Raw genomic sequence first — 15,190 nt, 5'->3', positions numbered from 1 at the left:
ACGGGCATGGAGCTGTTATGACAAAAACCGGAAAAGTGCTGACAGGTGTTGGTGGACTTATCGTGCTGCTACTGGCGGCGACGGTGATTTTCGTGATGACCTTTGACTGGAACCGTTTGAAGCCAACCATCAATGAAAAAGTCTCTGCTGAGTTGCAGCGGCCGTTTGCTATCCGTGGCAACTTGGGGGTGGATTGGTCACGTAAAGGGGATGAGCCGGGTTGGCGCGGCTGGATACCATGGCCACATATTCATGCTGAAGATTTGGTGTTGGGTAACCCGTCAGATTTAGTCAGTGATAAAACAGATAATAAAACTAACACGCTAGCCACAGATTTTCCGGCTGGGGAAATGGTCACGTTAAAACGGGTTGATGCCAGTATTGCGCCGTTGGCTTTATTGGCACAGAAAGTGTGGATCCCTCGTATCTGGCTAACACAACCGGATGCCAAGCTGCTTCGTCTGGCTAACGGTAAGAATAACTGGACCTTCAATCTGGCCAATAGCCCTACGCCGGGTGAAGCACCTTCTTCATCTTGGTCAGTGAATATTAACGATATTGTGTTTGATCGCGGTGAAATAACCCTCAGTGATGCCATTCTGAAAGCTGATTTGCACGCCGTGATCGACCCACTGGGTAAGCCATTGCCGTTTGCTGAGGTGACCGGTACTCGTAATGAGACAAAGGATAAACAGGTCACGGATAAGGCGCAGAGCCATACGCCAGATTATGTTTTCGGCTGGAAAATTGACGGTAAGTATCAGAGCCAGCCACTCACCGGCAGCGGAAAAATAGGCGGCATGCTGTCGATGAGTGATGCGAGCGTACCATTCCCGTTGCAGGCTGATGTGCGTTCTGGCTCTACCCGTGTGGTGGTAGCCGGTACCTTAACCGACCCTGGCAATCTGGCGGGATTAGATCTGCAATTGAAATTCTCCGGTGCCAGTCTGGACAACCTCTATCCCCTTATCGGTGTATTGCTGCCCGCGACCCCGCCTTACAATACCGATGGCCGCTTAATTGCCAGCCTAAAGCAAACTGGTGGCGCAGTTTATCGCTATGAAAACTTTAACGGTAAAATCGGTGACAGTGATATTCACGGCAGCCTGACCTATACCGCCAGCCAGCCACGGCCGAAATTAACGGGCAAAATGTCATCAGAAAAATTACGTTTTACTGATTTAGCCCCCTTGATTGGTGCTGACTCCAATCAGGAAAAGGCCAATCGTGGTGAGCGAAACCGGCAGCCTGCAAACAAGGTATTACCGACAGATAAGTTTGATACCAAAAGTTGGGGAGTGATGGATGCAGATGTTACGTATGCGGCTAAGCGTATCGAACGGGATAAATCATTACCTTTGAATAATCTGTCTACCCACGTGGTACTCAATCAGGGTGAGTTACGACTCGATCCACTGCGTTTTGGCATGGCGGGCGGTAACCTTAATGCCACTTTGCGGCTGAATGGCAACAAAGATCCGATGACCGGCAAGGTTGATTTGCATGCCCGTCGCCTGCAATTGAAAGAGCTATTGCCACAGGTACAGGCGATGCGCAACAGTCTGGGGCAGTTGAATGGCGACGCATCATTTACCGCTACCGGTAACTCAGTGGCTGCGTTGCTGGCAACCAGTAATGGTAACCTGCGCTTGCTACTGAATCAGGGGCTAATCAGCCGTAGCCTGATGGAGTTGTTGGGGCTGAATGTGGGTAACTATCTGGTGGCGAAGCTGTTTGGTGATGATGAGGTGAAAATTAACTGCGCAGTGGCCGATGTGCAGTTGCGCAATGGATTGGCAACACCGCGCCTGTTTGTTATTGATACCGAGAATGCCATTATCAACATTACCGGTAATATCAACTTTGCTACTGAGCGGTTGGACTTATCGGTCAATCCAGAAAGTAAAGGGCTGCGTATTCTGACCCTACGCTCTCCGCTGTATGTGAAAGGAACATTTAAACAGCCTGATGCTGGTGTGAAAGCGGGGCCGTTGATCGCCCGTGGTGCGGTTGCTGCTGTATTGGGTGTCGCACTCACACCTGCTGCGGCCTTGCTGGCACTGATTTCGCCCAGTGAGGCTGATGAAAACCAGTGCACCCCTTTCCTGCAAAAGATAAAGCAAAAGAAATAGAGCAATAAAAGATCTATCGCCAGGCTAATGGGAGCCGGTAAATCAATCAATTTGAACAGGGTAGCGGCTGGGCGGTGAGAGCGAGTAACTAACTGCCCGGCCGTTTTAACTCTACGAAGAAGAGAGCAGCGGCGGCGGCGGTGGAGATAGCAAATTACAGTCGTGATCCTGCAATTCTTCCACGGATGCACGGTGCAGTTTCGTCAGGCTCGCCTGGCTTGCCAGTAGTAAAAATGCCCCATCAGGCAATGCGGTCATGGCTAAACCATAGCGGCCCATACTATCTTTCGCTCCAGCCACCTCATCGGCTAACAGGCGGAATGCACCTGAGTGCTGCAATTCAGCGGCTGTTGTGCGCCGCACCAGATAGTCATGACCTAACAGACCACCTGGCAGGGGCTGCCACTGCTGACGGAAGTTTGCTTCTTGCGCCGCCAGCGCCGCTTTTACCTGTGGTTTCAGGCAAGAAATATGGATATGTAAATGATCCTGACTACGCCCGTATTTTGAATTAATGGTCAGTGAAATATCCGCATCATCAATTGGTGCGCCATATTTATCGGCCATAAAGTGACGGGCTTGCCAGGCATCAAGGAAGTAGTTTGGGCTGCTGCTCGTTAACAACTGTGGGCTTTCCATGCCGCTGATTTTAGCGGTCGGCATCAACAAATACTGCAATGGCCCAACATTCGATTTATACACCACAAAACCAGCCGGTATGTCAGCCGCGACACAAGGCTGCGGGCTATGTTCTGCGACCATATGGGGAACACATTGCTGGCTGACGATTTTCCACAGTGCATCCGCATTGCTAAAACGCAATTTATACACTGTGGCCAGCACCGCAACTGCAAGTAATATCAGTAAAAACCACGGTTTTTTTATATAACGCGACACGGATAGCCCTCTGTTTTTGATAACGGCGGCCAGTGTAGTGATAAGTCAGCGAGGTGAGCAAACGCCATAATGCTTATTTATCATTAATGGGGTATTGACCCTATCTGGTTGGGCTTATTGGGTGGCCTTGTTTCCCCCGCCTTGCGGTAAGGTTTCATCCTCATCGTAGTGGGCTGTGGCTATCCAGGCGGCACAAAATAACGTTAGCCGGGCAAAAAAGTAGAAAAACGCCATTAAACCAATAACGGAGCCAAAAGCCGCCCCGGACGGCGAACTGGCAAGGCGTGGTAGCATCATCGTCATGACAAACTTAATTATCTCAAAGCCGATAGCGGCAATCAGGGTGCCGCGCAGTAACGCTTTTTTCTTAGGTTTATGGCGCGGCAGAATCCAGAATATCCATAAAAATAACAAATAGTTAGCCGCAATAGAGATCGACAACGCAATCAATGTCATAACGGGCCGTAACCAATCAATTCCCCCCAATCCTAATGCATCAACAATGGCAGATTGTGCAGCACCGGCAATTGACGTCAGTGACAGGGTGATAATCAGTGCGATAACCAACCCGGTCAGCGAGATAAAATCGCGGGCATAACGGTAGTAGAACTTTTCCTGATCCTGTGGATTACGCTCCCACACATCCCGTGATTGAGCACGAATCGCCTCGCGTAAGTTCCCCATCCAACTGATACCGGAATACAGCGCAATCGCTAAGCCAGTCAAGCCGACGGTGGTGCGCTGCTGGATTGCGGTATTTACCGTGTTTTTAAGTGTAGCGGCCAGTGTTGGATCACTGATGGTATTGACAATTTTATTAATTAATTCAGCTAATAAGTCAGGATTAGACGCCAGGACAAAACCGACTGCGGCGAAAGAAACCATCAAAATAGGGATCAGTGACAAAAAAGAAAAATACGTAATAGCTGCACCAAACTGGCTGCCCATCCGGTCATTAAAGCGATCGGTGGCACGGATAATATGAGCAACCACTGGGTAAGCTTTGATGTGGTTACTCAGCTGGGTCATATAGGAAATGGCTTTTTTACCGGTTTCAATCCCCGCCGCCAGTGGGGCTGAATTGTCTTTCGGTGCGTTCGGCATAATTCTCCTCAGTGGCCTTAATCCATGCCTTATGCAGATGATTATTCTACAAAATATGATACAAAATGGCAGCAACCTGTTGATAATAGCAGAGTCGACGTCTATCACAACCTAACCAATAGTTATGCCAGGGTGTCGGTCGGGATTCTGTATGACCACGGATATCTCGATAGCTTATGTGTGCTCAATCATCATCACCGCAGTGGTATCCACGGCCAGTGCTTCAAAAATATGTTCCACATCAGCAGAATAGCTAATGTAGTCTCCTGCGTTTAACTCAACTGCTTGATCAACTGGGCCGATTCTGGCTTTTCCTGAACTGATAATCACATGTTCAATGGTACCGGGCATATGTGCTCGGGAGCGCCTGAGTTCACCGGGTTGAACATTAATCCGATAGATATCCCGCTGTACCCCTGTGGGGCAGGCAGCCAGCAACGTCGCGGTGTAGTTCGCCTGTTCAGAAACCGCAGTAATCCCTTCATTGGCCCTGATCACCTGAACATGCATGCGCGGCTGGGCGATAAGCCGACTGACCGGAACATCCAGTGCCATGGCTAACGACCACAGTGTTTCCAGACTGGGATTACCGGCTCCACCTTCCAATTGCGATAACGTCGATTTCGCGATACCTGCACGCTTTGCTAATTCCGTTACCGTCAGCCCTAACTTCTCACGTTCCCGGCGAATAGAGGCAGAAAGCAAGCCAATCGGGGTTGCTGCATGGTCTGAGTTATCGGGTATAAAGTGAGTCATTGTTCACCATATCATTCATTTGTTCATCTTGACGAACGACTGATTGTCGTTCACCATAATAGTCACTTGTTCATTTTAATGTATTGTCTGTTGAGTGCCAAGCACTCAAATACAAAAGCATCCTGGCAGCGATTACGGAGAGAGAATGATAAAAATGAAAGCTCGCGGGGCCATGGAAATGGTCGCAGCTATGCTTATTTCCGGTACTGTGGGCTGGCCGGTTATCGCATCAGGGCAACCTGCGGTAACGGTTGTGTTCTGGCGCTGTGTATTTGGTGCATTCGCCATGTTTATCGCTTGTGCCATGCTGGGTTTACTCAAACGCGGTGTGCTCACGCGACAGCATATCGTCATTGCAGTTATCGGTGGTATTACGCTGGTATTGAACTGGGTTCTACTGTTTGGCGCTTACTCTTATGCCTCCATTTCGATGGCAACCGTTACCTACCATACTCAACCCTTTATGCTGGTTGGGCTGGGGGTGCTGTTTTTTGGTGAGAAATTAACAGTAAATGCGCTCTGTTGGTTGCTGGTCGCTTTTGGCGGGATGCTGTTTATCATTATCGGGCAACCGGGGGCCATCACCTCAGGTTCTGACTACCTCTTCGGCATCATTATGGCGCTGGGGGCGGCATTTATGTATGCGGTAACGGCCGCGATTATCAAACGGCTAAAAGGCTTGCCACCACATCTGATTGTACTGATTCAGTTGTTGGTCGGCGCTATTTTGCTGGCACCCTTTGTGTGTTGGTCTGATTTACCGCTATCAGGCAACACATGGGGATTACTGTTCATTATCGGCGTGGTTCACACTGGGTTAATGTCCGCACTGTTGTACAGCGCGATTCAGAAAATCCCAACCAGTTTGGTTGGCACGTTATCTTTTATTTATCCGGTTGTGGCGATTATTGTCGACTGGTTGGTATTCGATCACCGCTTGAGTCTCGTGCAAATAGCTGGGGCGACCGCCATCCTATTGGCTGCTGCGGGCATGAATTTTGGCTGGAAACTACTAAGGGATCACCCGCGCGAAAGTAAGAAATATTCGCGAGGATAGAATTTAAAACAATAAAAAAGGCTATCAACCCTGCGGTCCATAGCCTTTCTGATCTTTTACCAAACCTTAACGCATGGTTACAAACTCTTCTGCGGCGGTCGGGTGGATAGCGACGGTGTTGTCGAAATCTTTCTTGGTCGCGCCCATTTTCACGGCGACAGCAAACCCTTGCAAGATTTCATCCATACCGAAACCGATACCATGGATACCAACAATCTTCTCTTCCACCCCTACGCAGACTAATTTCATCCGGCATGGCTGGCGGTGCTGAGTCACCGCGCTGTACATTGCAGTGAATGAAGATTTGTACACTTTCACCTGATCGTCGCCAAACTTCTCACGTGCTTGCGGCTCAGTCAGACCAATAGTGCCGATTGGCGGATGGCTGAATACCACGGTTGGGATATTACTGTAATCCAGATGCTCATCCGGCTTGTTATTGAACAAGCGTTCAGACAAACGGCGACCCGCAGCCACGGCTACAGGGGTCAGTTCAACCGCACCGGTGTTGTCCCCGACGGCGTAGATACCTTTGACGTTAGTGTTTTGGAACTTATCAACTTCGATATAGCCTTTGTCATTGGTTTTGACACCGCTGGCAGACAGATTGAGGTTGTCAGTTGACGGTTCACGGCCAATGGCCCAAATCAGGTGGTCAACGGTGACTTCAGTGCCATTTTCCAGTTGCAGCGTTAGGCTACCATCGGCGTTTTTAATCACCGCTTTTGGTACCGCGTCGGTATGCAGTGTTGGCCCTTCGGTGTTCATCACTTCAAGCAGAGTTTCAACAATCAGCGGATCAAAAGTACGCAATGGTGCATGTTTGCGCACAAACAGATGGGTTTCTGTACCTAACCCATTGAGCACCCCGGCGATTTCTACCGCGATATAACCTGCACCTACTACGGCAACTCGCTTTGGCATCTCGTCTAATTCGAAGAAGCCATCGGAGTTAATCCCGTATTCTGCGCCAGGGATATTCGGGTGACTTGGGCGGCCACCGGTGGCGATCAGGATGTGATCAGCAGTGATTTTTTCACCGTTCACTTCCACAGTATGCGCATCAACAAAACGCGCGAAACCATGAATAATATCCACTTTGTTATTGCCTAAACCACGCTCATAAGACTGATGGATACGATCGATGTAAGCAGTACGGTTAGCGATCAGCTTTTTCCAATCGAAATGGTTCACCGTGGTATCGAAACCGTAATCTGGGCCATACAAATGAATCGCTTCTGCAATTTGCGCAGCATGCCACATTACTTTTTTCGGCACACAACCAACGTTGACGCAGGTGCCACCAAGTTGTTTAGCTTCGATCAGCGCACACTTTTTGCCGTACATGGCTGCCCGGTTGATCGACGCGATCCCACCACTGCCACCGCCAATTGCCAGATAGTCGTAATGTTTGGTCATCAGAATCGTTCCCACGTTGTTTAAAATTTGCCTAACAGTTTAACGCTTACCCGAGTTTTGTCGCAAAGGTTGCGTCAATGGCTCTGATTCGCGTGACCAATTGATTTAGGCTGTGTTTATTCTGGCACTACCCACTTCACCAGGGTATGACCATGGCCCGATGGCACCAGCACGTTGTGCAGCCACGGCAACAAGGTATTCATCTGTTGTTCTAGCTTCCACGGCGGGTTAATCACAATCATGCCAGATGCGGTCATACCATGTTGGTCACTGTCCGGGCGCACTGCCAGCTCAATTTGCAAGATACGGCGGATGCCGGTGGCTTCCAGATCCCGTAACATACGTTTGATTTGCTGACGTAAAACCACTGGATACCATAATGCATAGGTACCCGTTGCAAAGCGTTTATAGCCTTCCTGAATACCTTTCACCACATCCTGATAATCCGTTTTCATTTCATACGGCGGATCAATCAGAACAAAACCCCGGCGTGATGATGGGGGCAATTGTGATTTAAGTTGTTGATAACCATCGGCACGTTGAACTTTAGCTCGCTCATCTTTAGCAAACTCATTGCGCAGCAACGGGTAGTCGCTTGGGTGTAGTTCAGTCAGATGAATTTTGTCATCTTCACGCAATAAATGGCGGGCGATTAATGGTGAGCCGGGGTAGTAACGCAGTTTTTCACTACGGTTAAAGTAATTGATAGCACTGATATATGGCGCTAAATCAGCAGGTAAATCATCTCGTTGCCACAGTAGGCCGATACCATCAAGGTATTCACCCGTGCGCTCGGCATGCTCGCCGCTTAACTGGTAGCGACCGGCACCGGCGTGGGTATCCAAATAAAGGAACGGTTTTTCTTTTTCCTTCAAAGACTCAATAATCAGACTTTGAACGGTATGTTTAAGAACGTCGGCATGGTTGCCGGCGTGAAAACTATGGCGATAACTTAACATTTTATTTTAACCAATTGATATTCTAATTTAAATCAAGGATTTAGCGAGAATATATGCTGTAGATTGTGGCAGTGCTTTTTATCTGTGGATGCGACAAACACCCTGGTGAGAAACCGCAGCCAGCACATTATGGCAACTAGTATAAACTGTCTGGTGGATAAAAACTGAATTGCATTAATCTGTGATGAATACCTGATCTCACCTCAATGGATATAATAATGACTAACAAGATAATTGCTGAGCACTACCCAGACGCTTTGCTCTGGTCCTTTGGCGACAGTTCTGAGATGGCAGATGAATTGGCACAATTGGTCATCAATGGCGCTAAAACAGCGACTTGTTGCTCCTATCGTGCTTATAAATCAGAAGCTTCGCCCAGTGTTGGTGATTACAATGTCATTCTCGATGGCCGAGGCACACCGGTTTGTGTCATTAGAACCATGAGCTTAACGCTGGTCCGCTATTGTGATGTCACCGCAGAAATGGCGGCCAAAGAGGGCGAGGGAGATAAAAGCTTGGTTTATTGGCAGACCGGGCATCGGGCCTTCTTTGAACGAGAGGGTGATTTCTCCCCTGAGATGCTATTGGTCTTTGAGCAATTTAAGCTGGTTGAGGTTTTTGCTACACCAGCAGTGCGAGCTTGATTGCCAAAATCGGTGGGTAATCAATAGTCGTCAGGCCGCCAGCCATTGATTTTCATGTTGATAGACCTCATGTTAATCATACATAGATAATTTATAAGTCGTCGTTGTATTCACCATCGCGGCGGTATTGAAAACGATCATTGATATTCAAAAGAATCATTGATATCCAAAACTATAATCAGGACTGCCCTATGACAAATCCGCTGTTGACCCCGTTCTCCCTGCCGCCATTTTCTGCGATTCGCCCCGAAGATATCGTGCCTGCGGTGAAATCCGCGCTGGATGAATGCCGTCAAGCGGTGGAGCGGGTAGTTGCCCAGCCAGGACCTTTCACTTGGGATAACCTGTGCCAGCCATTGGCTGAGTCTGACGATCGCTTATCGCGTATCTGGTCGCCGGTCGGGCATTTAAATTCGGTCAAAAATAGCCCGGAACTGCGCACTGCATATGAACAAAGCCTGCCATTGCTGTCGGAATACGGTACTTGGGTGGGTCAACATAAAGGTTTGTATCAGGCCTATGTCAGTCTGAAAGAAGGCCCGGGGTTTGATGCATTGACAGCCCCACAGCGCAAAGCAGTAGAGAATGCGCTGCGCGATTTCCAGTTATCCGGTATCGGTTTGCAACCCGATCAGCAGAAACGTTATGGCGAAATTGTCGCCCGTTTGTCTGAGCTAGGCTCCACTTACAGCAATAACGTGCTCGATGCCACTATGGGCTGGAGCAAGTTAATTACTGATGTTAACCAATTGCAAGGCTTGCCAGAAAGTGCCTTGGCTGCGGCTAAAGCTATGGCTGAAGCCAAACAGCAGGATGGTTGGTTGCTGACACTGGATATGCCAAGTTATCTGCCGGTTCTGACCTATGCTGATAACGCTAAATTGCGCGAAGAGATGTATCGCGCCTTTGCTACCCGCGCCTCTGATCAGGGGCCAAATGCCGGTAAGTGGGATAACAGTGAAATCATGGCGGAAATTCTGACATTGCGTCATGAATTGGCACAACTGTTAGGTTTTGGCAGCTATGCCGAGAAATCGCTGGCGACCAAAATGGCAGAAAGCCCGCAACAGGTGCTTGGTTTCCTAAACGATTTGGCGAAACGCGCCCGTCCGCAGGCTGAAGAAGAACTGGCACAATTACGTGCTTTTGCTGAAAAACACTACGGCGTCAATGAGTTGGCTGCTTGGGATATCACCTATTATTCAGAGAAGCAGAAGCAGCATCTGTTCTCCATCAGTGACGAGCAATTGCGACCTTACTTCCCGGAACAGCGGGTGGTGGAAGGGTTATTCGAAGTCGTTAAACGTATTTACGGTATTAGCGCCAAAGAGCGCCGAGATGTGGATACCTGGCATCCAGATGTGCGTTTCTTCGAACTCTTTGATGCCAGCGGTGAACTGCGCGGCAGCTTCTATCTTGACTTGTACGCCCGTGAGCACAAACGTGGCGGTGCCTGGATGGATGATTGCGTCGGTAGCCTGCGTCTGGCGAACGGTCAATTGCAAAAGCCGGTGGCTTATCTGACCTGTAACTTTAACGGGCCAGTCGGCGGTAAACCGGCGCTGTTCACCCATAACGAAGTCACCACCTTGTTCCATGAGTTCGGCCATGGTTTGCATCACATGCTGACCAAAATTGATACTGCCGGCGTCTCGGGTATCAATGGTGTCCCTTGGGATGCGGTCGAATTGCCGAGTCAGTTTATGGAAAACTGGTGCTGGGAGCCACAGGCGCTGGCGTTTATTTCCGGCCATTACGAAACCCATGAGCCACTGCCACAGGAGATGCTGGATAAACTGTTGGCGGCGAAAAACTATCAGGCGGCGCTATTTATTCTGCGTCAATTAGAGTTCGGGCTGTTCGATTTCCGCATGCATTATGAGTTCGATCCACTGACCGGTGCACAGATCCTGCCGATCCTGTATGAAGTGAAAAAGCAGGTGGCAGTGGTACCGTCACCGACATGGGGCCGCTTCCCACATGCCTTTAGCCATATCTTTGCCGGTGGCTATGCAGCGGGTTACTACAGCTATTTGTGGGCAGAAGTGCTCTCGGCAGATGCATTCTCGCGTTTCGAAGAAGAGGGGATTTTCAATGCTGCCACCGGGCAGTCCTTCCTCGATAATATTCTGTCCCGCGGTGGCTCTGAAGAGCCGATGACGCTGTTCAAGCGCTTCCGTGGCCGTGAACCGCAGTTGGATGCTATGCTGCGCCATTACGGTATTAAGGGCTAGAACGTGTCACAAGTCAGTATCTGTTTATTGTCTGAAGCAGGCGCCGCCCCCGGCGCCTTGTCTATTTTGGCTGAGCGTTGGGGTTTGGTGTCTGACGAGCAGGCCATTATGGCACTGGTGTTGACACCTGAGCGCCTTGAATTGCGCAAGAGGGATGAGCCGAAGCTCGGCGGCATTTATGTCGATTTTGTCTCCGGCACGTTGGCGCACCGCCGCAAGTTCGGTGGTGGGCGAGGGGAAGCGGTAGCCAAAGCCGTCGGGGTCAAAAAGGGTTATCTTCCCCGCGTGGTCGATGCTACCGCAGGCTTAGGGCGGGATGCGTTTGTTTTGGCGGCGCTGGGTTGCCAGGTGCAAATGCTGGAGCGCAATCCAGTGGTGGCAGCATTGCTCGATGATGGTTTGTGTCGCGGTTATCAGGATGCTGAGATTGGTCCGTGGCTGCGCGAACGGTTGACGCTGTTGCACGCCTCCAGCCTGATAGCACTGGCAGATATTGAACCCCGGCCAGAAGTGGTTTACCTCGATCCGATGTATCCGCACCGGCAGAAAAGTGCACTGGTTAAAAAGGAGATGCGGGTGTTCCAATCGCTGGTGGGTGCGGATGAAGATGCCGATGGTTTATTGGCACCGGCCCGCGCGTTAGCGACCAAACGGGTGGTGGTGAAGCGGCCAGATTATGCCGAGCCGTTGGCAGGAATAGCTGCGCAAGCGGCTGTAACCACTAAAAGTCATCGTTTTGACCTCTATATGCCACTTCCTTGATGTTATTACAGTGTCAGTTTGCCCTATGGCTGTAACACCAATGACTTTGGGTATATTGGTTTCAATCAGGCGGCTGCGCGTTATTGCAGCCACCTGAATCATCGATTCTACCTGGATAAATAGTTATGAAATAAGCGGTGAACTGACAATAAAATCATTGTGGGTGAATTGATGTTTACCGGTGAATTTTATCATCATATCGACTTTGCTTATTTTTGGATCGAAATCAATCATCAGATAGGTAATATTAGCGACATCATCATATTTCTGCATTAATTCTGTTTGACCATTCGCGCTGAATTGATTGACCATAACAATATTATTATTGCCAGCCATAATGAATGATAAATCAATTTTATCTTCACCAGAGGTAAAGTCGATGATGGTATCGGTATATTTTTTGGTGGAATCTCTGCTATTACGGTATTGGAAAATATCATGGCCCTCTCCCCCTTTCATCCGGTCAGCGCCGCGCCCGCCGAATAGCCGGTCATTGCCATTGCCACCGCTGAGCCGGTCATTACCCGCGCCGCCGGATAAGAAGTCATCACCCTTACCACCGGATAGCCTGTCATTACCACGGCCGCCAAATAGCCGGTCATTTCCCACCCGGCCCCATAATCTGTCATCACCACCCCCTCCGTTCAGGGTGTTATTTGATCGGTTACCGTTGATTTCATCATCACCGCTACCGGCGATGGCATTTTCAATCACGACTTTATTTGCAATTGAGACATTGCCTCTCAAACCACCAATATCAGAGAAACCACGCTTAGTCAGTGTGATTCTTTGGTCTTGATGATAGCCCGAGAAATCAAACGTATCGTTACCACCGGCATCCCACACGCAGAATACCAACTTGTCGTTAGCGTGGGTTGCAGTAAAGTAATCCCTATTACTATTGGAATTGAAACCATAAGTCGTATTACCGATACGGGTACGATTATTGGCTCCGTAAAGGTATTGAAGTGCTAAAATATCATGGAGTTGCGGGGTTGATGCAAAGTTACCCCCGTAGATTGCTCCTGAGTAGAACTCAGATAAATAGCTCATTACGCTGGTTTGTTGTGTTAAGCCTACGGTGTCATGAGTATGTTCCAAGCCGAGTGCATGGCCGAGTTCATGCATAAACACCCGACCACCATAGTTTGATTGCGTGGGGGCTAGATTCTCCTCTATCTTCGCATTAATAAATATGGGGCTGAGGTTACTAGGATTCGGGGGATAGGCATAACCGCCACGTGACCCATCGAGTGAAACATTGGTAATGGGGATGTTAGCTATAACATCATCTTTAGCCTCAATAAATTTAATATTCGCCACATCAGCAATGGCGAGCATAGCGGTTCTTATCTGGTGAATTTGGGCTTCATTAAGGGAATAGGCCGGAACACCCTCAGCTGATTTATAATAATGGTAATCTATTGGTATTCGTTGGCTAAATGAATAAGTGATAATACTTATTCCATTCTTATCTTTATTTTGCCATTTGTTTCTGCTGGTTATCGCTAATAGATTAATCGTCTTTGATTTATTAATATCAATACTATTATTAATATCTACAGTTCTGACATTATTTTTAGTCTGTTCCCTGAGCATTATTATTCCTCATAATTTAAATTATTTACTTTGCTATCGACTCATGCATGGGAAGGATGTTACTGACATCGATAATATTTAAAATAAGCACGTTCTTAAAAAGAACTAAGGATTTTATATATTACTCTGCGGGATATATGATTTTTAAATCTATGAGGATAAAGTTCCCATATTCTTCTGGTATTGTTACCTCAAAGAATATGGGAATAGAGTCTTACTTACAACACACCTTGGGCCAGCATTGCGTCTGCCACTTTAACAAAGGCCGCAATATTCGCGCCGTGTACATAGTGGGTTTGCTTGCCTTCGCCACCGTATTCAACACAAGATTGATGAATATCGAGCATGATGTGATGCAGACGGACATCAACTTTCTCTGCCTTCCAGCTCAGGCGGGCCGCGTTCTGCGCCATTTCCAGACCTGATGTGGCAACACCACCGGCATTGGCGGCTTTACCCGGTGCAAACAGCACCCCTGCATCAAGGAAAGCATCAGTTGCCTGAATAGTCGTAGGCATATTAGCGCCTTCGGCAACGGCTTTAACCCCGTTGGCAATCAGTTGACGTGCCGCTGGCAGGTCCAGTTCATTCTGCGTCGCACATGGCAGCGCGATATCAACCGGTACACTCCATGGCTGCTGATCGGCTAAATAGACCAGATTACGTTCACGGGCATAATCTTCAATACGACCATAACGATTGTTCTTAATCTCAGCCAGATGAGCCAGTTTTTCTGGGGTAAAGCCTGTTTCATCAACCACTGTACCACCTGAGTCAGAAGCGGTAATCACTTTGGCACCCAGCTCCATGGCTTTTTCAATAGTGTATTGTGCGACATTTCCGGCGCCGGAAACCGAGACTTTACGACCTTCAAAACCTAAGCCGTGACGTTTTAACATGGCGTCGGTGAAATAGACCAAGCCATAACCGGTGGCTTCCGGGCGAATCAGACTACCGCCGAAGGAGAGACCTTTGCCGGTGAAGACACAAGCGGTGTTATTCGACAGTTTTTTCATCATGCCAGACATAAACGCCACTTCACGGCCACCAACACCAATATCACCCGCCGGAACATCGGTATCCGGGCCGAGATGACGATACAGTTCCATCATCAGTGCCTGGCAAAAACGCATCACTTCAGCCTGACTTTTTCCTTTAGGATTAAAATCAGAACCGCCTTTGCCGCCTCCCATAGGCAGGGTTGTCAGGGCATTTTTAAAGGTCTGTTCAAAACCAAGGAACTTCAGAATTGATAAGTTTACTGATGGGTGGAAACGCATCCCGCCCTTATAAGGACCAATCGCCGAGTTAAATTGAACACGCCAGGCGCGGTTAACCTGAACTTTACCTTGGTCATCAGTCCAGGCAACGCGGAATTGAATAACACGTTCTGGCTCGACTAAGCGCTCGAGTAGGCTTTGTTCACGGTAATGTGGGTTTTGCTCCAGAAAGGGCCAAAGTGACGTGAAGACTTCACGTACTGCTTGGAGATATTCTGGTTGGTTGGCATCACGTTGTTGTAAAGATTCTAAAAACGACTCCAGAGAGGTTAAACCATTCATCACTAATAATTCCTTGTACCAATTAAGACTCTCCCTACACCTTTTTGCGAACTATTATTATTATC

Annotated in this window: 12 protein-coding genes; 5 read left to right on the top strand and 7 right to left on the bottom strand. The window is 48.7% G+C overall.

Annotated features, from left to right (window positions below; all coding sequences use genetic code 11):
- The first annotated feature begins 17 nt into the window (after positions 1-17).
- Positions 18-2,132, top strand: coding sequence for an AsmA family protein (locus tag V2A84_RS18430; RefSeq protein ID WP_083161354.1), 2,115 nt, complete (start codon positions 18-20; stop codon positions 2,130-2,132).
- 111 nt (positions 2,133-2,243) lie between these two features.
- Here the strand turns inward: V2A84_RS18430 and V2A84_RS18425 are convergent, their stop codons facing one another.
- The 3 genes from V2A84_RS18425 to V2A84_RS18415 form a co-directional block, all read right to left on the bottom strand.
- On the bottom strand, positions 2,244-3,029 hold the full coding sequence (locus tag V2A84_RS18425; RefSeq protein WP_083161352.1) for a CDP-diacylglycerol diphosphatase: 786 nt from the start codon (positions 3,027-3,029) through the stop codon (positions 2,244-2,246).
- Between the two features lie 114 nt (positions 3,030-3,143).
- Positions 3,144-4,133, bottom strand: coding sequence for an inner membrane protein YhjD (gene yhjD, locus V2A84_RS18420; protein WP_083161350.1), 990 nt, complete (start codon positions 4,131-4,133; stop codon positions 3,144-3,146).
- Positions 4,134-4,307: 174 nt separating this feature from the next.
- Complete coding sequence (locus V2A84_RS18415; protein WP_083161348.1) at positions 4,308-4,889, bottom strand: helix-turn-helix domain-containing protein; 582 nt, start codon at positions 4,887-4,889, stop codon at positions 4,308-4,310.
- A gap of 148 nt (positions 4,890-5,037) precedes the next feature.
- Here V2A84_RS18415 and V2A84_RS18410 point away from each other — a divergent pair, with 148 nt between their 5' ends.
- Positions 5,038-5,946, top strand: coding sequence for a DMT family transporter (locus V2A84_RS18410; RefSeq protein ID WP_083163959.1), 909 nt, complete (start codon positions 5,038-5,040; stop codon positions 5,944-5,946).
- Between the two features lie 66 nt (positions 5,947-6,012).
- On the opposite strand, the gene gorA is transcribed toward V2A84_RS18410, so the two are convergent.
- Both gorA and V2A84_RS18400 read right to left on the bottom strand, forming a co-directional pair.
- Positions 6,013-7,365 carry a glutathione-disulfide reductase gene (gene gorA / locus V2A84_RS18405; protein WP_102970497.1) on the bottom strand — a complete coding sequence of 451 codons (1,353 nt, stop codon included), beginning with the start codon at positions 7,363-7,365 and terminating at the stop codon, positions 6,013-6,015.
- A 116-nt stretch (positions 7,366-7,481) separates the two neighbouring features.
- On the bottom strand, positions 7,482-8,324 hold the full coding sequence (locus V2A84_RS18400) for a 23S rRNA (adenine(2030)-N(6))-methyltransferase RlmJ (protein WP_083161346.1): 843 nt from the start codon (positions 8,322-8,324) through the stop codon (positions 7,482-7,484).
- A 218-nt stretch (positions 8,325-8,542) separates the two neighbouring features.
- On the opposite strand from V2A84_RS18400, the gene V2A84_RS18395 reads away from it, so the two are divergent.
- The 3 genes from V2A84_RS18395 (at position 8,543) to rsmJ (ending at position 11,964) form a co-directional block, all read left to right on the top strand.
- Positions 8,543-8,968, top strand: coding sequence for an ASCH domain-containing protein (locus V2A84_RS18395; protein WP_083161344.1), 426 nt, complete (start codon positions 8,543-8,545; stop codon positions 8,966-8,968).
- Between the two features lie 191 nt (positions 8,969-9,159).
- Positions 9,160-11,202, top strand: a complete 2,043-nt coding sequence (gene prlC, locus V2A84_RS18390; RefSeq protein ID WP_083161342.1) for an oligopeptidase A — start codon at positions 9,160-9,162, stop codon at positions 11,200-11,202.
- A gap of 3 nt (positions 11,203-11,205) precedes the next feature.
- On the top strand, positions 11,206-11,964 hold the full coding sequence (rsmJ, locus tag V2A84_RS18385) for a 16S rRNA (guanine(1516)-N(2))-methyltransferase RsmJ (RefSeq protein ID WP_083161340.1): 759 nt from the start codon (positions 11,206-11,208) through the stop codon (positions 11,962-11,964).
- Positions 11,965-12,087: 123 nt separating this feature from the next.
- Here the strand turns inward: rsmJ and V2A84_RS18380 are convergent, their stop codons facing one another.
- The gene (locus tag V2A84_RS18380) at positions 12,088-13,563 is read right to left on the bottom strand and encodes a M10 family metallopeptidase C-terminal domain-containing protein (protein ID WP_083161337.1); all 1,476 of its coding nucleotides are present in this window, start codon (positions 13,561-13,563) and stop codon (positions 12,088-12,090) included.
- Positions 13,564-13,781: 218 nt separating this feature from the next.
- Positions 13,782-15,125: an NADP-specific glutamate dehydrogenase gene (gene gdhA / locus V2A84_RS18375; RefSeq protein ID WP_083161335.1), complete on the bottom strand. Its 1,344-nt coding sequence runs from the start codon at positions 15,123-15,125 to the stop codon at positions 13,782-13,784.
- Positions 15,126-15,190: the final 65 nt, after the last annotated feature.

The sequence above is a fragment of the Yersinia sp. 2553 StPb PI genome (assembly GCF_052217105.1).
Classification (GTDB): Bacteria; Pseudomonadota; Gammaproteobacteria; order Enterobacterales; family Enterobacteriaceae; genus Yersinia; species Yersinia enterocolitica_E.
The sequence above is the reverse complement of the archived record's forward strand: the minus strand, read 5'-3'. Positions and strand labels throughout refer to the sequence as shown.

Coding starts and splice junctions, on each gene's coding strand:
- V2A84_RS18430 (WP_083161354.1), top strand. CDS start 18: ATGACAAAAACCGGAAAAGTGCTGACAGGTGTTGGTGGACTTATCGTG.
- yhjD (WP_083161350.1), bottom strand. CDS start 4,133: ATGCCGAACGCACCGAAAGACAATTCAGCCCCACTGGCGGCGGGGATT.
- V2A84_RS18415 (WP_083161348.1), bottom strand. CDS start 4,889: ATGACTCACTTTATACCCGATAACTCAGACCATGCAGCAACCCCGATT.
- gorA (WP_102970497.1), bottom strand. CDS start 7,365: ATGACCAAACATTACGACTATCTGGCAATTGGCGGTGGCAGTGGTGGG.
- V2A84_RS18400 (WP_083161346.1), bottom strand. CDS start 8,324: ATGTTAAGTTATCGCCATAGTTTTCACGCCGGCAACCATGCCGACGTT.
- V2A84_RS18395 (WP_083161344.1), top strand. CDS start 8,543: ATGACTAACAAGATAATTGCTGAGCACTACCCAGACGCTTTGCTCTGG.
- prlC (WP_083161342.1), top strand. CDS start 9,160: ATGACAAATCCGCTGTTGACCCCGTTCTCCCTGCCGCCATTTTCTGCG.
- V2A84_RS18380 (WP_083161337.1), bottom strand. CDS start 13,563: ATGCTCAGGGAACAGACTAAAAATAATGTCAGAACTGTAGATATTAAT.
- gdhA (WP_083161335.1), bottom strand. CDS start 15,125: ATGAATGGTTTAACCTCTCTGGAGTCGTTTTTAGAATCTTTACAACAA.